At 67.9% G+C, this 18,170-nt stretch carries 14 protein-coding genes; 4 read left to right on the forward strand and 10 right to left on the reverse strand.

What is annotated here, in order from left to right; translation table 11 throughout:
• Positions 1-113: 113 nt before the first annotated feature.
• The 6 genes from glyS to ACVPT3_RS11740 form a co-directional block, all read right to left on the reverse strand.
• The gene (gene glyS / locus ACVPT3_RS11715) at positions 114-2,303 is read right to left on the reverse strand and encodes a glycine--tRNA ligase subunit beta (RefSeq protein ID WP_492041058.1); all 2,190 of its coding nucleotides are present in this window, start codon (positions 2,301-2,303) and stop codon (positions 114-116) included.
• Entirely contained in the window at positions 2,303-3,196 is an 894-nt protein-coding gene (locus ACVPT3_RS11720) for a glycine--tRNA ligase subunit alpha (RefSeq protein WP_492041059.1), read from the reverse strand. Before ACVPT3_RS11720 ends, glyS begins: the two co-directional genes overlap by 1 nt.
• A gap of 89 nt (positions 3,197-3,285) precedes the next feature.
• Positions 3,286-4,143 carry a fasciclin domain-containing protein gene (locus ACVPT3_RS11725; RefSeq protein ID WP_492041060.1) on the reverse strand — a complete coding sequence of 286 codons (858 nt, stop codon included), beginning with the start codon at positions 4,141-4,143 and terminating at the stop codon, positions 3,286-3,288.
• A gap of 208 nt (positions 4,144-4,351) precedes the next feature.
• Positions 4,352-5,224 (reverse strand): 4-(cytidine 5'-diphospho)-2-C-methyl-D-erythritol kinase, encoded by an 873-nt coding sequence (locus ACVPT3_RS11730; RefSeq protein ID WP_492041061.1) that lies wholly within the window; start codon positions 5,222-5,224, stop codon positions 4,352-4,354.
• A gap of 5 nt (positions 5,225-5,229) precedes the next feature.
• The gene (locus ACVPT3_RS11735) at positions 5,230-7,191 is read right to left on the reverse strand and encodes a tetratricopeptide repeat protein (RefSeq protein WP_492041062.1); all 1,962 of its coding nucleotides are present in this window, start codon (positions 7,189-7,191) and stop codon (positions 5,230-5,232) included.
• 203 nt (positions 7,192-7,394) lie between these two features.
• Complete coding sequence (locus ACVPT3_RS11740) at positions 7,395-9,050, reverse strand: electron transfer flavoprotein-ubiquinone oxidoreductase (RefSeq protein ID WP_492043818.1); 1,656 nt, start codon at positions 9,048-9,050, stop codon at positions 7,395-7,397.
• 195 nt (positions 9,051-9,245) lie between these two features.
• On the opposite strand from ACVPT3_RS11740, the gene ACVPT3_RS11745 reads away from it, so the two are divergent.
• Together ACVPT3_RS11745 and ACVPT3_RS11750 are read left to right on the forward strand one after the other, a co-directional pair.
• Positions 9,246-10,043, forward strand: a complete 798-nt coding sequence (locus ACVPT3_RS11745; RefSeq protein ID WP_492041063.1) for a uracil-DNA glycosylase — start codon at positions 9,246-9,248, stop codon at positions 10,041-10,043.
• Between the two features lie 209 nt (positions 10,044-10,252).
• Positions 10,253-11,839 carry a lytic transglycosylase domain-containing protein gene (locus ACVPT3_RS11750; protein WP_492041064.1) on the forward strand — a complete coding sequence of 529 codons (1,587 nt, stop codon included), beginning with the start codon at positions 10,253-10,255 and terminating at the stop codon, positions 11,837-11,839.
• A 7-nt stretch (positions 11,840-11,846) separates the two neighbouring features.
• On the opposite strand, the gene ACVPT3_RS11755 is transcribed toward ACVPT3_RS11750, so the two are convergent.
• Together ACVPT3_RS11755 and ACVPT3_RS11760 are read right to left on the reverse strand one after the other, a co-directional pair.
• Positions 11,847-11,996: a hypothetical protein gene (locus ACVPT3_RS11755; protein WP_492041065.1), complete on the reverse strand. Its 150-nt coding sequence runs from the start codon at positions 11,994-11,996 to the stop codon at positions 11,847-11,849.
• A 92-nt stretch (positions 11,997-12,088) separates the two neighbouring features.
• Complete coding sequence (locus ACVPT3_RS11760) at positions 12,089-12,733, reverse strand: glutathione S-transferase (protein WP_492041066.1); 645 nt, start codon at positions 12,731-12,733, stop codon at positions 12,089-12,091.
• Positions 12,734-12,964: 231 nt separating this feature from the next.
• Here ACVPT3_RS11760 and ACVPT3_RS11765 point away from each other — a divergent pair, with 231 nt between their 5' ends.
• On the forward strand, positions 12,965-14,287 hold the full coding sequence (locus ACVPT3_RS11765) for a UDP-glucose dehydrogenase family protein (RefSeq protein ID WP_492041067.1): 1,323 nt from the start codon (positions 12,965-12,967) through the stop codon (positions 14,285-14,287).
• Positions 14,287-15,261 (forward strand): SDR family NAD(P)-dependent oxidoreductase, encoded by a 975-nt coding sequence (locus ACVPT3_RS11770; RefSeq protein WP_492041068.1) that lies wholly within the window; start codon positions 14,287-14,289, stop codon positions 15,259-15,261. Before ACVPT3_RS11765 ends, ACVPT3_RS11770 begins: the two co-directional genes overlap by 1 nt.
• 18 nt (positions 15,262-15,279) lie before the next feature.
• On the opposite strand, the gene cysN is transcribed toward ACVPT3_RS11770, so the two are convergent.
• Together cysN and cysD are read right to left on the reverse strand one after the other, a co-directional pair.
• The gene (gene cysN, locus ACVPT3_RS11775; RefSeq protein ID WP_492041069.1) at positions 15,280-17,193 is read right to left on the reverse strand and encodes a sulfate adenylyltransferase subunit CysN; all 1,914 of its coding nucleotides are present in this window, start codon (positions 17,191-17,193) and stop codon (positions 15,280-15,282) included.
• Positions 17,193-18,152 carry a sulfate adenylyltransferase subunit CysD gene (gene cysD, locus ACVPT3_RS11780; RefSeq protein WP_492041070.1) on the reverse strand — a complete coding sequence of 320 codons (960 nt, stop codon included), beginning with the start codon at positions 18,150-18,152 and terminating at the stop codon, positions 17,193-17,195. Before cysD ends, cysN begins: the two co-directional genes overlap by 1 nt.
• Positions 18,153-18,170 lie beyond the last annotated feature (18 nt).

An 18,170-nucleotide genomic window follows, 5' to 3' on the forward strand; every position in this document is an offset into this window, starting at 1 on the left:
AGGCGCGGCGGTCCCCCTCCCCCAACGGGGGAGGAATGCGCAGTGATGACCGAAATCCTCCCCCCTTGGGGGAGGTGGATCGACGCGCAGCGGCGAGACGGAGGGGGCCCGGCTCAGCCCGCGATCTGTCCGAAGTCCGCCACCTGCCCCATCACGTCCCGCACCTGACCCAGCAGTTTCAGCCGGTTGTCGCGTTCCTCCGCCACGTCGGAGTTGACCAGCACATCCTCGAAGAACCGGTCCACCGGGGCGCGCAGGCCGGCCAGGGCGGTCATGGCGGCTGCGAAATCCTCGGTCTCCAGCGCAGCCTCGACGGCGGTGCGGGCGGCGGCGACGGCGAAGGCCAGCACGGTCTCGGGCTCGGGCTGGTTCGGCAGGCCGGTCTGGACCATGCCGGTCGGAACCGGTCCCTTCTTCTCCTCGGCGCGCAGGATGTTGGAGGCGCGCTTGTAGCCGGCCAGCAGATTGGCCCCGTCGTCGGTGGCGAGGAAGGCGGCCAGGGCCTCGACCCGGCGCACGATGCGGACGAGGTCGTCGTCGCCCAGAGCGAAGACGGCGGCGACGAGGTCGTGGCGCTGGCCCTGGTCACGGAGGAGGACGGTCAGGCGGTCGGCGAAGAAGCCGACGAGGTCGGCGGTTGCGACGGATGGATAAAGACCTTGCTCTAACCTAGCCTCAAACTCTGCGATCGAAGCGCCGATGTGCTGATCAATCTTGAGGACCTCTTCGAAGCCGGCCCTACGGACTTGGGCAATGGTCTGCTCGCTAAGCTTGTCGCCAGCCCACCTCAGCATGTCGATCAAGGCGCGAATGTACTGGCGGGCTGTCGCCTCCGTGAGGGGTAACCGCACACCATTCTCCAGCACCAGCCGGATCACGCCCAGCGCCGCTCTCCGCAGCGCGAACGGATCCTTCGACCCCGTCGGCTTTTCGTCGATGGCGAAGAAGCCGACCAGGGTGTCCAGCTTGTCGGCCAGGGCGACGGCGACCGTGACGGGCGCGGTCGGGACCGTGTCGGCGGGGCCTTGCGGCTTGTAGTGGTCGCGGACGGCGTCGGCGACGGCGTCGGAATGGCCGGCCAGACGGGCGTAATAGCCGCCCATGATCCCCTGCAGTTCCGGGAATTCGCTGACCATGCCCGACAGCAGGTCCGCCTTGGACAGGCGCGCCGCCATCTCGGCTTCGTCGGCGTCGGCGCCGACCAGGGGCGCCATCTCGCGGGCCAGCGCCGCGATCCGCTCGACGCGTTCGGCCAATGTGCCAAGTTTGGCGTGGAAGGTGACGCCGGACAGTTTGGCGTTCCAGGCGTCGAAGCCGACCTTCTGGTCCTCGTCCCAGAAGAAGCGGGCGTCGTTCAGGCGGGCGGACAGGACGCGGCTGTTGCCGGCGGCCAGGGCCTTGCCGCCGTCGGTCGCCTCGACATTGGCGACGACCAGGAAGTTGGGCGCCAGGCCCTCCTTCGACGGATCGCGGACGGCGAAATATTTCTGGTGCACCTTCATCGACAGGCGCACGACCTCGGGCGGCAGGGCCAGGAACTGCGGGTCCATGTCGCCCAGGATCGGGGTCGGCCATTCGGCCAGGCCCGCCACCTCGTCCAGCAGGCCGTCATCATCGACCAGCGTCAGACCGCGCGCGGCGCAGGCGGCCTTGGCCTGTTCCAGGATGCGCAGCTTGCGGTCGGCCACGTCGATCAGGACGAAATTCTTCTCCAGCTGGGTGCGGTAGTCGACGAAGTCGCTGACCTTCAGAAGTTGGCCCGAGCCGAGGAATCGGTGTCCCTCGGTGATGGCGTCGGACTGGATGCCGTCGATCTCGAACGGCACGACCTTGCCGTCAAAAATGCACAGGATGCGCTTGATTGGACGAACCCAGCGCAATGTGCCGGACCCCCAGCGCATCGACTTGGGCCAGGGGAAGGTGCGGATCACCTGGTCCACCGTCTCGGCGACCAGATCGGTGGTCGCCCTGCCCTTGGACGACAGGACGGCGAACAGGACGCCGTCGCGCTCGGTCAGTTGATCGCGGGTCAGGCCGGTCTTGCGCAGGAAGCCTTCCAGCGCCTGGTCCGGGGCCGAGGCCCGCGGGCCCTTGACCTCTTCCTCGCGGTCGGGCGTGGCGGCGGGCAGGCCGTCGATCACCAGGGTCAGACGGCGCGGGCCGGCATAGGTGGTCAGCGCGTCCCAGGTCAGGCCGGCGGCCTTCAGCCGGTCGGACACCATGCGCTCCAGGTCGCGCGCGGCGCCCTGCTGCATGCGGGCGGGGATTTCTTCGGAGAAGATTTCGAGAAGGAGTTGGGGCATCAGGCGGTTTTCCGCTCTTGTTCAACATAAGCGAGGGCGCAGGCTTTGCAGAGTTCGCGGATGCGACCGATGTAGCTCTGGCGTTCGGCGACGGCGATGGCGCCGCGGGCGTCCATCAGGTTGAACAGGTGGCTGGCTTTCAGCACCTGATCATAGGCCGGCAGGACCAGGGGCTGGCCCTGGGGGCCGCGCATGTCCAGCAGTCGCGAAACCTCCGACACCATGTCCTCGAACCGGCGCTTCAGACCGTCCACGTCATAGCCGTGGAAGTTGGCTTCTGACTGCTGGCGCTCGTTCTCGAGGAAGACCTCGCCGTAGGTCAGGCCTTCTTTGGTGAACTTCAGATCATAGACGTTGTCCACGCCCTGCACATACATGGCCAGACGCTCCAGCCCGTAGGTCAGTTCGCCCGAGACCACGTCCACCTCGATGCCGCCGACGCCCTGGAAATAGGTAAACTGCGTCACCTCCATCCCGTCGCACCAGACCTCCCAGCCCAGGCCCCAGGCCCCCACGGTCGGGTTCTCCCAGTCGTCCTCGACGAAGCGGATATCGTGCAGCTTCGGATCGATCCCGATCGCCGCCAGCGACCCCAGGTACAGCTCCTGAAGATTGTCCGGATTCGGTTTTAGTATCACCTGGTATTGGTAATAGTGTTGGAGGCGGTTCGGGTTTTCGCCATAGCGGCCGTCGCCGGGGCGGCGGCTGGGCTGGACATAGGCGGCCTTCCACGGCTTGGCGCCGAGCGCGCGCAGGACGGTGGCGGGGTGGAGCGTGCCGGCCCCGACCTCGATGTCATAGGGCTGGAGAATGGCGCAGCCCTGATCGCCCCAATAGCGGTGCAGGGTCAGGATCAGATCCTGGAAGGCGAGCGGCTCGGTCGGGGTGGTCAAATCGGGCTCGGGAGGGGCTGAAAAAAGGACGGCGGACCATAGGGCCCGCCGTCTTCCGCTTCAACACGCTCTGGCTTGCAGATCGAGCCTTATTGCGGCGTGGTGTCGCCTTCGGCGGCGCCATCCACGGCGTCGGGGGTCGAAACCGGCGGGGGGGCGGCGGGATTTGGGACCTCGCCCGTCGTGGTGTTGGGAACCGGTGGCTTCGCCATAGGGGTGGTGGTCGCGGCGGAATCCGCCGGCATGGCGTCGTCGGCGGGGGCCGTCTCGGGCGCGGTTGCGGCCTCCTCATCGCCCATGGCGGCCAGCGAGTTCGCCGGGTTCAGGACCTGGTCGATCGGGAAGACGGCGCCGTTCGAGGCGTCCAGTTCGGCGCTGACCACGGTGGCGTTGTCGGCCTTGATCATCTCGCCTGTGCCGTCCAGCAAGACCTGGCTCTCAGCGGCGGTCGGCACGCCGCCGCGCTTGCCTTCGATCTGGTCGGGCGTCACGTCGGCGACGATGACATGATACAGCAGGAGCTGACGCAGTTCGGCGGCGTTGGCCGGGTCCATCAGACGGGTGCGTTCCGCTTCCGGCAGGGCGGCGAAGGCGGCGTCGGTCGGGGCGAAGATCGAGATGGCCGGGCGGGTCGCCAGGGTCTCGGTCAGTTGGGCGGCGTCGAGCGCCGACAGCAGGGTGGTGAACTGGCCGCTCGATTTCAGCACGTCTACGACGGACTCGCCCGCAGCAGGCGTGGCGGCCGGGGCGGTCTGCGCGGCCGCGGGCGCAGCGCCCTGAGCCGTCGGCGCGGCGGCGTCCATCGGCGCGGAATCAGCGGCCGGCGTCTGGGTTGAGGACGGACCCGAAGTCGGGGGCGAGGTCGGGGGAGTCATTTCCTGAGCGAAGGCGGGGGCGGCGATCAGGGCGACGACGGCGGTGGCGGCAAGCCGTTTTGCACGAAGCATGGCGGTTATCCTCTTTCCTGTTTGAGACCGCGCCGGTGAAGCCGCGATCCGTTCCAGTCATCGGAACTGCCGTTCAAATCGGGGACCGGTGATCCGGTTCCGGAATTTTGAAACAAACTGTAACTTTCGTGATGATCGCGGTAAAATCCGGGCGATCCACGCGCATCGCGGCCTCAATCTAGAGTATTCGGCCACAAATCGGACGACATTACTGCAAAGCCAAACCGGTCGACCGGACCCAGGCCTGGGGATGGGTCTCGGCCAGGTGCGCGGCGGCCTGGCGCGCCGCCGGGGCCGTGGCGCACAGTCCAAAGACGGTCGCGCCCGAGCCGGACATGCGCGCGAGGGCCACGCCGGGCGCCGCCGCCACGGCCGCAAGCGCTTCGGCGATGGCGGGGGTCAGGGCGACAGCGGGCGGCTGAAGATCGTTGCGCAGTCCCGCCAGCCAGTCGATCACGACGGGCGGGCTCCATCCGGCAGGCGGATCGGGCCGATCGGCCAATCGGGCGGGACCGGCGTCATAGGCGCGATAGACCGCGCCGGTCGGCGAGGGGACACCGGGATTGAACAGGACGGCCGGCAGGGGCGCCAGGCGCGGCTCCTCGGTCAAGACCTCTCCCCTGCCCTCGGCCCAGGCAGTGCGGGCGCGCAGGCACATGGGGCCGTCCGCCCCGATCTCGGCGGCGAGCCTCTCCAGGGCCGCGTCGTCGATGTCGAGCGACAGGACCTGGCGCGCCAGTTTCAGGGCCGCGCCGGCGTCGGACGAGCCGCCGCCTAGGCCGGCGGCGATCGGCAGCCGCTTGTCCAGCGTCACCTTCAGCCGGGGCTCGCCGATCCCGGCGGCCTGGCCGAAGCGACGCAAGGCGCGCAGGATCAGATTGTCGGGTTCGGCCGCAAGGCCAAGGCCGAACGGGCCGGTCACGGTCAAGGACAGCCGATCCGCCGCCTCGACCGCGATTTCATCGCCGATGTCGGCGAAGGCGACCAGGCTGCACAGCGGATGGTAGCCGTAAGCGTCCACCGGGCCGACGTGCAGGAACAGATTGATCTTGGCCGGGGCCAGGGCCGAAAGCGCGGGCATGGGGTCTATTGCGAGACGCCCTGGGCCGGCGCGGCGTCGTCCAGGCCCTGCGCGATCTTGCGCTCCACATCCGCCTTGCGGTCGGCGTCGGGATCCAGGCTCAGCACCCGTTTCCACAGCCACACCGCCTCGCGCTTGCGCCCCACGCGCCAATAGGCGTCGCCCAGGTGATCGTTGATTTCGGCGTTGGCGGGCTCCTTGTCCGCAGCCTCCTCCAGGGTGACGACGGCCGTGTCGAAATAGCCCTGTTTGAACTGGGCCCAGCCCAGCGAGTCCTGGATGTTGCCGTTTTCCGGGTCCGCAGCATGGGCCTGGGCCAGCAGGCCCGCGCCCTGGTCGACGCGCAGCCCCCGGTCCACCCACAGATAACCGAGGTAGTTCAGGGTGTCGGCGTCGTTCGGATCCGCCTGATGCGCGGCCCACAGTTCGGCCTCGGCCTCGGGAATACGGTCCAGGGACTCCAGCGCCGCACCGCGAAGGAAATGGATCTGCGCGCCCTGGTCCGGGGTGTTCAGCAAGGGACCGTTCAACAGGTCCAGGGCGGCCTGATTCTGTTCGAGCTGCATCAGCTGGCCCGCCATGACCAGGGCGATGCGCGGATCGTCGGGTTGAGCAGCGGCGGCGGCGCGCAGCTCGGTGAGGGCCGCATCGGACTGATCGTCCTGCGCCAGGCTCAACGCCAGCTGGGCGCGGGCGTTGGCGTAAAGGACCGGGTCCTCAGGGCCGACGCGCGACAGGGCGGTCCGAGCGGCCGCCTTCAGCCCGATCCGGTCCAGCACCTGGGCCAGCTGGATCTGGGTGGCGGCGTCCTCGTGCAGGTTCAGGGCCAGACGCAGATAGACGACGGCGAACTCATTGCCGCGCTCGGCCGCAGCCTGGGCCGCAGCCGTAGCCAGGGCCTGGGCGGCGCCCCGGCGGAAGTCCGGCGCGGCCGGCGGCCGACCGCCGGCCTGCAGCCGCTTCAGCGCCCGGGTCGTGGCCAAATCGACCGCTCGGCCCTGAACAGCGGCCTGATAGACGGCCAGGGCCTCGTCCCGCTTGCCGCGCCGCTCCAGGAACTCGCCGTACGGACGGTGGAACAGGGCGCCGATAGTCGGCAGGTCGGACAGGGCCTTCAGCTCGGCTCCCGCCTCGGCGTAGTTCCGGCGCCGTTCAAGCAGGAGGGCGCGGTTCTGGCGGGCGAAGGCCAGGGTCAGGGCGTCGCCCTGGGTCGGGGGCGCGGCCAGGGCGCGGGTCCAGTCGCCGGCGGCCGCCGCGATCCAGGGCGCGACCATCAGGCCGGCGCGGCTGTGGGGGGCGGCGATGGGCCGGGCGGCCAGGGCGGCGTTGGCGGCGCGGGCGTCGCCCCGGACGAAGGTCTGAACGGCGGAGATCAACCGTCCGCCCTCGGTGAAGGCGGCCGAGGCGTCGGCGATCGGGGCCAGACGCGCCGCGACATCCAGGTCGCCGCCCAGAAGGGCCGAGGTGAAGGCCTGTTCGCGCACGCGCGGCTGTTCCGGCGTAAGGGCGTTGGCTTGGGCCAGCCAAGTGGCGCCCTTCTCCCCCTCCCCCGTCATCAGGGCCAGCTTGCCGGCGAGATACAGGCCATAGGCGCTGCGGCCCTGGGCGTCGGTCGGGATCGGCGACCACACCTCGGGTATGGGCGGGTCGGCGGGCTCGTCATTGATCACGACGTCGATCGCCGGGTCTCCGTTGGGCGTATCGACTTCGGGCGCGCCGTCTTCCGGTTCATCCTCGGCGGGCGCGGCGCCGGGCACGGCGTCCTCCTGCGTCTGGTCAGGACGCAGGATTATGGCGGGCGGTGACGGCTCGGGCCCGGACTGGATCGAAGGGCCGAGTTGCCCCGCCGGCCTCGGGTCGGTCTGGAAGGATCCGGCGGGCAAATCCTGCGCCGCCGCGCCCTGAGCGATGGCCAGAGCGAGGACGGTCAGGGAGGCGGCGAACAGGCGCGAACGGGAGGCGATCATGCCGCGACCCTTCACGCTTTCATCCGCCCCCGCAAGAGGGCGGATGGCTGCTTCCCCAACTCCGCTCATCCGGCGAAAGCCGGGACCCAGTGCTTTCACACCCCCGGTGCGTCGGATGACCACCGGACTTCGACCTCGAGCGCCTTTCGCCCAAAGACCTGGGTCTCGGCTTTCGCTGGCATGAGCGGGTTAGAGACGTTGCGTCACATGTTCGGATAGTTCGGGCCACCGCCGCCCTCGGGCGTGGTCCAGACGATGTTCTGCGACGGATCCTTGATATCGCAGGTTTTGCAGTGGACGCAGTTCTGGGCGTTGATCACGAAGCGCGGGTCGGTCTTGGCGACCTCGTCCGCATACATGACCTCGTAGACGCCCGCCGGGCAATACAGCCGCGCCGGCTCGCCATATTTCGGCAGGTTGACCTGTATAGGCTTGGACGGGTCCAAAAGTTTCAGGTGGGCCGGCTGGTCCTCGGCGTGGTTGGTGTTGGAGATGAACACCGACGACAGCTTGTCGAACGACAGCTTGCCGTCCGGCTTGGGGTAGACGATCGGCTGATAGTCGCAGGCCAGGCCGGTGGAGGCGGCGTCGGTCTTGTCGTGTTGCAGCGTCGGGATCGGCGACCAGCCGCCCAGCAGGGTGCGGCACCACATGTCGACCATGCCCAGCGCCCCGCCCAGGGTGGTGCCGAACTTGGACAACAGGGGCTTGGCGTTCCGAACGACCGACAGTTCCTTGTAGACCCAGCTCTTCTCAAAGGCGGTCTGGTACTCGACCAGTTCATCCCCGCCGCGCCCGGCCTGAACGGCATCATAGGCGGCGTCGGCGGCCAGCATGCCCGTCTTCATGGCGTTATGGCTGCCCTTGATGCGGGGCACGTTCACAAAGCCGGCCGAGCAGCCGATCAGGACGCCGCCGGGGAAGCTGAGTTTCGGAATCGACTGCAAGCCGCCCTCCGTAATCGCCCGCGCGCCGTAGGAGATGCGCGTGCCGCCTTGCAGATGCGGGGCGATGGAAGGGTGGTGCTTGAAGCGTTGGAACTCGTCGAACGGCGACAGGAAGGGGTTCTTGTAGTTCAGGTGGACGACGTAGCCGATAGCCACATAGCGGTCGCCGAAATGGTACATGAAGCTGCCGCCGCCGGTGTGTTCGTCCAGCGGCCAGCCGGTGGTGTGCTGGGCCAGGCCGGGCTGGTGCTGTTCGGCGGGCACCTGCCACAGCTCCTTCAGGCCGATGCCGTATTTCTGGGGCGACTTGCCGTCCTGGAGCTTGTGTTTGGCGATAATTGTCTTGGCCAGCGAACCGCGCACGCCCTCGGCGATGAAGACATATTTGCCGTGCAGTTCGATGCCCGGCTGGAAGTCGCCGGTCGGCTTGCCTTCGCGGTCGATGCCGAAGACGCCGGCGACGACGCCCTTCACTCGACCAGTTTGATCTTCCCAGACCACATGGCTGGCGGCCATGCCGGGATAGACCTCGACGCCCAGCGCCTCGGCCTGTTCGCCCAGCCAGCGCGAGACATTGCCCAGCGAGGCGATGTAGCAGCCGTGGTTGTGCATGAAGGGCGGCAGCAGGGGCATGGGCAGGGCGGCCGAACCCTGCGGGCCCAGCAGCAGGAACCTGTCCTTGGTGACCGGCGTCTCCAGCGGCGCGCCGCGGTCCTTCCAGTCAGGGAAGAGTTCGTTGAGCGCCTTGGGATCGATCACGGCGCCCGACAGGATATGGCCGCCGACCTCGGCGCCCTTTTCCAGCACCGCAACGGAGATTTCCTTGCCGTCCTTTTCCGCCCGCTGCTTCAGACGGATGGCGGCGGACAGGCCCGCAGGGCCGCCGCCGACGATGACGACGTCATATTCCATGACCTCGCGCTCGACACCCTGCAGCGCCTCCAGCGGCGGCAGATTGTCGATGATCGCTTCCTGGCGGGCGTTCTCTGCGCCGCCCTCGATGGCTTCTTCGGCCATGTCTTCCCCTGAAATCCAGCTTGTTCGTGTGGTTATGCCGCTTATCGGAAGGTGACGCGAGGGCGGTCAAGGCCTATCGGTACCTTGGACATGAACGCACAACCCCATGACATCGCTGCAGTCGAAAGCCTGCTCGCCTTCTGGCGGGATGCGGGGGTGGACGCCTGCTATGGCGACGCGCCGGTCGATCATACTCATCTGGCCCCGGCCCCGGCCCTGAAGGCGGTGCAGAAAGCCACCGCCTCGGTGGTCGCCCCCATCGGCGGATACACGCCCGAAGCGGCCGTGGCCGAGGCGCGTCGTCTGGCCGCAGGCGCCGCGACGCTGCAGGATCTGGCGGCGGCGGTGGCGGCGTTCGAGGGCTGCTCCCTGCGCGGCATGGGCGCGACCCAGTCGGTATTCGGGCGCGGCGATCCCAACGCCCAGGTGATGGTGATCGGCGAGGGGCCCGGTGCGGACGAGGACCGGGTCGGCCAGCCCTTCGTCGGCACGGCCGGCAAACTGCTGGACCGGATGCTGGCGGCGGCGGGTCTGACCGGCAAGGTCTTCATCACCAACACCGTCTTCTGGCGCCCGCCCGGCAACCGCACCCCCACGCCACAGGAACAGGCCGTCTGCGCCCCGTTCGTCGAGCGCGCCTTCGCCCTGCTCCAGCCCAAGGCGGTGCTGCTGCTGGGGGCGGCCTCGGCCAAGTCGGTGCTGCAAACCGAAGACGGGATCATGAAGATGCGCGGCCAGTGGCGCGAATGGCGGCTGGCGGAAGGGGGGCTGTCGACCCCTGCCCTGCCGACCCTGCATCCGGCCTTCCTGCTGCGACAGCCCCAGGCGAAACGGCAGGTCTGGTCCGATCTGCTGGCGCTTTCGGCGCGGCTGGACGGCGCAGGTTGAGGTTACCGCCGCTTTAAGGCATGCTGGTCGTTTGACGACCAACGCCACACGATCCCCGCCTGACGAGAACGGGCAGGGCGACGCCAACGGGGCCGCCGCGTATGAATATGTTCCGCCGGGCAAGTCTCGCCTCGACGTTGATTTTTGCGCTTGGCGCTTCAGGCTGGGCAGCCGCCGGCTCGGCGGTGGCGGAGACGCCTTTTGACGGAATGTCCGGCGCCGCTTCCGGTTCCACCCGTCCCACGGCCCTGAGCTCGGCCGACCGCCTGTCCTACACCACCGCCTTCGACGCGCTACGGCGGGGCGATATCGAGGCGGCCCGCGCCTCGGCCCGACAGGCTCAGGATCGGGTTCTGCTGGGTCAGGTAGAGTTCGAAAGCCTGTTTCATCCCGACCACGTCGCCACCTATGAGGAACTGACGGCCTGGCTGGAGACCTATTCCGATCTGCCCTGCGCCGGCCGCGTCTACGCCCTGGCCCTGCGCCGCCGCCCGGACGGCGCGCCCGAGCCGGTCAAGCCCGGCGGCCTGCTGGGTCGAACCTGGAACAGCGTCGTCTCCGCCGTGTCGGGCGAACCCGCCGTCGATCCGATGAAGACCGCGCGCATCGCCTACAACAACGACGACCTGACCGGCGCCTCGGCTCTGGGACGCGAGATCGGCGACTGGTGGACGGTCGGACTGGCGGAATGGAGGCTGGGTCAGTTCCACGAATCCTTCACGGCCTTCGAACGGGTCGCCAATGATCCGACAGAGGACCCGTGGGTGCGCGCCGGCGCCGCCTTCTGGACCGCGCGCGCCGCCGCCCAGTCAGGCCGGCAGGACCGGGTGGAAGACTATCTGCGCTTGTCGGCCCAATGGCCCGCGACCTTCTACGGTCAGATCGCCCTGCGTCAGCTGGGCGAGGAGCCTGCAATCGAGAACCTGGGGCCCCGCCCCTATCGCGCCGAGCCGCGCCTGCAGCGCGCCGTCTATGTGCCCGAGGGCGCCGGGGTGGAGGCGAATGAACTGGAGGCCTTCGTCCAGGGCGACGCCCGCGCCAAACGCACCGTCGCCTATTATGAAGTCGGCCGCCGCAGCGAAGGCGAAAACGAGCTGAGGTCTGGCCTGCGCACGGCCGTGGGCGACGCCGCACGGATGTGGACCGCCTTGGCGCGCGTGATGATGTCGGGCAATGGCGGCGACGCGACACGGATCGACGCGACGCGCTTCCCGATGCCGGCGCTCGAGCCGGAAGGCGGCTTCGTCATCGAGAAGGCGCTGGTCTACGCCCTGGCGCGCAAGGAGACGGACTTCAATCCTGAGGCCCGGTCCAGCGCCGGCGCCTATGGGATGATGCAGGTGATGCCGACGACGGCGGCCGAGATGACCGGCGACCGGACCTTCGTCACCGATCCGTCCAAGCTGCTGGTTCCAGCCACCAACATGCGGCTGGGCCAAGCTTATATCAATCGGATGCTCCAACTGCCGGCCTTCGAGGGCGACCTGCTGCGGGCCGTGGCCTCGTATAACGCCGGGCCGGGTCCGATGTTGACGGCAGTGCGCAAACTGGGGCCGGACGCCGATCCGCTGCTGCTGATCGAGACGATCGACGTGCCGCAGGCGCGGGACTATGTGGAAAAGGTCGTCGCCAGCTACTGGATCTACCAGCGCCTGTTCGGCGGACCGTTAAACACCCTGGACGCGGTGGCGTCAGGCGCTCAGCGGGTGCCGATCTCGCTGGACTATGTCCCGCCCGCGCCGACCGCCGAGCCGCTCCTGGTGGCCCAGGCGACCACGGTCGCCGCCGACCAGTAGAAGACGCTCAGAAGATGGCGGTGAGCAGCATCGCCCACAGGGCGAAGCCGACGACGGCGGCGATACCGTAGCGGATCACAGGATTGATCACCGGCGACGGAACCGCGTCGATCCGCACTTTGTTGGCGTGGCTCGCATCGACAACCTGACCCCGCATCAGCCTCTCCCGGTCGGAACATCCGGTTCCGCTTAGATCACGAATAACGCCGTCCGCTTAACGGCCGGTGCGCGGGCCTGGTTTCCGGAGCGTTAAGCCAGGGCCTTGGATTCCCACAGGCGGAAGTCGGGCTGGGCCAGCAGGGCCGCACCATAGGTGGCGGCGGTTCCGTCGTCGCCATGATCGGCGAGATCGATCTGGAAATGACGCAGGCGTGCGGCGACGGGCGTGTAGAAGGCGTCGGCGATCGACCAGTCGCCGAACAGCCACGGCCCGCCGGCGCCGAACCGGCGTCGCATCTGTCCGAACAGGGCCACCAGCCGGGCCAGGTCACGATCCAGAGCCGGATCGGACGGGGTCTCGGAGCGGGCGTCGCCGACCATGGGCCGATCCGGCGCCGTACCGCAAACGCTCCGCAGCGCCGCGAAACCGGAGTGGATTTCAGCCGTCGCCGACCGCGCCATGGCGCGGGCCGCAGGATCTGCGGGCCACATGCGGGCTTGAGGGTAGTGTTCGTTGGCCCATTCCGCGATCGCCAGCGTATCCCAGATCGTTTCCCCGTCCACCTTGAGGACCGGGACGAACCCGGACGGCGAGAGGTCCCGCAGCGCCGCCTTCTGCGCCTCGGTCTCATAGCGGACGCCGGTTACGGCGAAGTCGGCGCCGGAGCGCTTCATCACGAGCCAGCCGCGCAGCGACCAGGTCGAATAGGTCCGGGGCCCGATGATCAGTTCCATCTATTCCACACTCCACGGACCGGCCCTGACGTCGCGTCTCGCCGGCGGCTGCGGCGTCCAGGCCGCCTTGGCCCTATAACCTCCCCGCGCCTGAAGCGTAAGCTAGACCGAACGTTCGGCGCGTCCGCGCCAGACGCATCCCCGATCAATTGGGCCGTATCGGTCACGGCTCCATCGCCTCGCACAAAAATAATCGCTAGAGGCAAACCCATTGTTCAAGAGGTTCGTCAAATGCGCGTCGCGATGATCGGTACAGGCTATGTCGGCTTGGTGTCAGGGGCTTGCTTCGCCGACTTCGGTCATGTGGTGACCTGTATCGACAAGGACCCGTCCAAGATCGAACGGCTGAAGCGGGGCGAGATCCCGATCTATGAGCCGGGCCTGGACGATCTGGTCGCAACCAATGTCGAGGAAGGCCGACTGTTCTTCACCCTGGACGGGGCCGAGGCCATTCGCGAGGCCGATGCGGTCTTCATCGCCGTGGGGACCCCGACCCGTCGCGGCGACGGCCATGCCGACCTGAGCTACGTCTATGCTGCGGCCGAGGAGATCGCGGGCCTGATCGACGGCTTCACCGTGGTGGTGACCAAGTCCACCGTGCCGGTCGGCACCGGCGACGAGGTCGAGGCCATCATCAGAAAGGCCAATCCGGCCGCCGAATTTGCGGTCGTCTCCAACCCCGAATTCCTGCGCGAGGGCGCCGCCATCGGCGATTTCAAACGCCCCGACCGGGTGGTGATCGGCGTCAACGACGTCGACAGCGCCCCCGGCGTGCGGGCCAGGGCGGTGATGAGCGAGCTGTATCGTCCGCTGAACCTGAACGAGAGCCCGCTGCTGTTCGTCGGTCGCCGGACATCGGAACTGATCAAATACGCCGCCAACGCCTTCCTGGCGATGAAGATCACCTTCATCAACGAGATGGCCGACCTGTGCGAAGCCGTCGGCGCCGATGTGCAGCAGGTGGCGCGCGGCATCGGCCTGGACAAGCGGATCGGCTCCAAATTCCTGCACGCCGGCCCCGGCTATGGCGGCTCCTGCTTCCCCAAGGACACCATCGCCCTGGTCCGAACGGCCCAGCAGTACGGCGCGCCGGTGCGGCTGATCGAGACCACGGTCGAGGTCAATGACGCGCGCAAGAAGGCCATGGCCGGCCGGGTCGAGACGACCCTGGGCGACAGCGTCGCGGGCAAGACGATTGCCCTGCTTGGCCTGACCTTCAAACCCAACACCGACGACATGCGCGACGCCCCGTCGCTGGACATCGCCCCTGCCCTGATCGCCGCCGGCGCCCGGGTCCAGGCCTTCGACCCCGAGGGTATGCACGAGGCCGGCAAGCTGTTGCCGGACGTGGTCATGAAGGCCAACGCCTATGACGCCGTCGAAGGCGCCGACGCCGTCGTCATCATCACCGAATGGGACCAGTTCCGGGCGCTGGATCTGGACCGGGTCAAACGCCTGATGAACCAGCCGGTGCTGGTCGACCTGAGGAATGTGTACCGGTCCGAGGACATGGAACGCCAGGGCTTCAGATACTCGGGCATCGGGCGCGGCTGATGGCGGACCCCGTCCTGGTCACCGGCGCGGCCGGCTTCATCGGAATGCACACGGCCGAGCGCCTGCTCGACCGCGGCGAAACGGTGATCGGGGTCGACAATTTCAACACCTATTACGACCCGGCCCTGAAGGAGGCCCGCGCGGCGCGGCTGGAGGCGCGCGAGGGCTTTCGCATGGTGCGGGCCGACATCGCCGACCACGAACAGATCCGCGCCCTGGTCGCCGACGAAGGGGTCAAGCGGATCATCCACCTCGCCGCCCAGGCGGGGGTGCGGTATTCGATCGAGAACCCCTTCGCCTACGAGCGGTCCAACCTGGCGGGCCACCTGTCGCTGCTGGAGGCGGCGCGGCACGGCGGAGCGACCCATCTGGTCTACGCCTCGTCCAGCTCGGTCTATGGCGACCGGCCGCTGCAGGGCGGCGGCTTCCGCGAGGACGATCCGACGGTGGAGCCCGTGTCGCTCTATGCGGCGACCAAACGCTCGTGCGAATTGCTGAGCCAGAGCTACGCCAAACTGTACGGTTTCCCCCAGTCCGGCCTGCGCTTCTTCACCGTCTATGGCCCCTGGGGCCGGCCCGACATGGCCTATTTCAGCTTCACGCGAAAGATCGCGCGCGGCGAGCCGATCGAGGTCTATGGCGAGGGCGAGATGGCGCGCGACTTCACCTATATCGACGACATCGTCGACGGGATCCTGGGCGTGCTGGACCATCCGCCGGCGAAGGGCGGGCACGAAATCTACAACATCGGCGACAGCTCGCCCGTCGGCCTGATGGAGATGATCACCACCCTGGAAGACGCCCTGGGCGCCGAGGCCGAGAAGGTCATGCGGCCCATGCAGCCCGGCGACGTCACCGCCACCTACGCCAATATCGACAAGCTGAACGCCCTGACCGGGTACAGGCCCAAGGTCACCCTGGCCGAGGGCCTGCCACGCTTCGTCAAATGGTGGCGGGGGTACGAGAACGGTTGAGCCCCCTCGCCGCCCCGATCAGATGCTGAAATCCTCGGTCGAGAAGCGGCCGTCCAGCCAGGCGACGATCCGTTCGGCGGCGTCTTCGGCGGACATGGTGGTGGTGTCCACGACGATCTCAGGCGCCTCGGGGGCTTCGTAGGGGCTGTCGATGCCGGTGAAGTTCTTCAGTTCGCCGGCGCGGGCCTTTTTATACAGGCCCTTGACGTCGCGCTGCTCGGCGACGGCCAGGGGCGTGTCGACATAGACCTCGACGAACTCCCCCGGCCCCAGCAGGTCGCGGGCCATGCGGCGTTCGGCGCGGAAGGGGGAGATGAAGCTGACCAGGACGATCAGGCCGGCGTCCACCATCAGTTTCGACACCTCGGCGACGCGGCGGATGTTCTCGACCCGGTCCTCCTCGGTGAAGCCCAGGTCGCGGTTCAGGCCGTGGCGGACATTGTCGCCGTCCAGCAGATAGGTGTGGCGGCCGTCGGCGTAGAGACGCTTTTCGACCAGATCGGCGATGGTGGACTTGCCGGCGCCGGACAGGCCGGTCAGCCAGATGACCCGGCCCTTCTGGTTCTTGATAGCGGCGCGCGCGTCCTTGTCCACCGACAGGGCCTGCCAGTGGATGTTGTGGGCCCGGCGCAAGGCGAAGTTCAGCAGCCCTGCCCCGACCGTCCGGTTCGAGATCCGGTCGATCAGGATGAAGCCGCCCAGATCCTTGTTCTCGACATAGGGGGCGAAGGCGACCGGGGCGTCCAGCGACAGGTTGCAGACGCCGATCTCGTTCAGCTCAAGCCGCTTGGCCGGCTGCTGCTCCAGGGTGTTGACGTTCACCTTGTGCTTGGGCTCGGTGATGGTGGCCCCGACCAGTTTGGCGCCGATCTTGAGCAAGTAGGGCCGGCCCGGCAGCAGGGGTTCGTCGTCCATCCAGACCACAGTGGCCTCGAACTGGTCGGCGGCCTCGGGCGGGGCGTCGGCCGAGGCCAGGACGTCGCCGCGCGAGACGTCGATCTCGTCGGCCAGGGTCAGGGTGATCGACTGGCCGGCGACGGCCTGGGCCAGGTCGCCGTCGGCGGTGACGATGCGGGCGACGGTTGAGGTCTTGCCCGACGGCAGGACGCGGACAGGGTCGCCCGGACGGACGGTCCCGGCGGCGATCTGGCCGGAGAAGCCGCGGAAGTCGAGGTTGGGTCGGTTGACCCATTGCACCGGCAGGCGGAACGGATCGGCCTGAAGGTCGTCGCCGACCTCCAGCGTCTCCAGCAGGCTCATCAAAGGCGGGCCGGCGTACCAGGGCGAATGGGCGCTGGGCTCGGTGATATTGTCGCCGCGCAGGGCGGACAGGGGGATGGCGTCGAAGGCCTGAAGCCCGATCTGGTCGGCGAAGGCGGAGAAGTCGGCGACGATGGCGTCGAACACCCCCTGGGACCAGCCCATCAGGTCCATCTTGTTGACTGCCAGGATCACATGGCGGATGCCCAGCAGACTGACCAGATAGGCGTGGCGCCGCGTCTGGGTCAGGACGCCCCGGCGCGCGTCGATCAGGATGACGGCGGCGTCGGCGGTCGAGGCGCCCGTGACCATGTTGCGGGTGTACTGCTCGTGGCCCGGGGTGTCGGCGACGATGAATTTGCGCTTTTCGGTCGAGAAGAAGCGATAGGCCACGTCGATGGTGATGCCCTGTTCGCGCTCGGCGGCGAGGCCGTCGACCAGAAGCGCGAAGTCGATGTCGCCCCCTTGCGTGCCGACGCGGCGGCTGTCCGCCTCCAGCGCCGCCATCTGATCCTCAAAGATCATCTTGGAGTCGTAGAGCAGCCGGCCGATCAGGGTGGACTTGCCGTCATCCACGCTGCCGCAGGTGATGAAGCGCAGCAGGCTCTTGTGCTGGTGGGCGTCCAGATAGGCGTCGATGTCGCGGGCGATCAGGTCCGATTGGTGGGCCATCAGAAATAGCCCTCCTGCTTCTTCTTCTCCATCGAGGCGGACTGGTCGTGGTCAATCATCCGGCCCTGACGCTCCGACGTGGTGGTCAGCAGCATTTCCTGAATGACCTCGGGCAGGGTTGCGGCCGTGCTCTCGACCGCCCCGGTCAGGGGGTAGCAGCCCAGGGTGCGGAACCGCACCGACTTCATCTGCGGCGTCTCGCCGGGGCGCAGCCGGAACCGGTCGTCATCGACCATGATCAGGGCGCCGTCGCGTTCGACCACCGGCCGTTCAGCGGCGAGGTAGAGGGGCACGATCGGAATCTGCTCCAGGTGGATGTATTGCCAGACATCCAGCTCGGTCCAGTTGGAGATGGGAAAGACGCGGATGCTCTCGCCCGGCCGTTTGCGCGTGTTGTAGAGCCGCCAGAGCTCGGGCCGCTGGTTCTTGGGGTCCCAGCGATGCTCGGCGGTGCGGAAGGAGAAAATCCGCTCCTTGGCGCGGGACTTCTCCTCGTCGCGACGAGCGCCGCCGAAGGCCGCGTCGAAGCCGTGCAGGGACAAGGCCTGTTTCAGCCCCTCGGTCTTCCACAGGTCGGTGTGCAGGGCCGAGCCGTGATCGAACGGATTGATCCCGCGCGCGACAGCCTCGGGGTTCTGGTGGACCAGCAGTTCGACGCCCAGATCGGCGGCGGCCTGTTCGCGCATCGCGTACATGGCGCGGAACTTCCACGTCGTATCAACATGCAGCAGGGGGAAGGGCGGCTTGGACGGATAGAAGGCTTTTCGGGCCAGGTGCAGCATCACCGCCGAATCCTTGCCGATCGAATACAGCATGACCGGTCGCTCGGCCTCGGCCGCCACCTCACGCATAATGTGGATGCTCTCGGCCTCAAGGCGCTGAAGATGGGTCAGCCGCGCGGAATCGGGCTGGGTCAGGCCGGATTTGTTCAGGGCTTCGGTCAGGATAGCGGCGTCCACTAGGTCAGGTCTCCATAG

The organism is Brevundimonas sp. FV1ps31S, assembly GCF_058681265.1.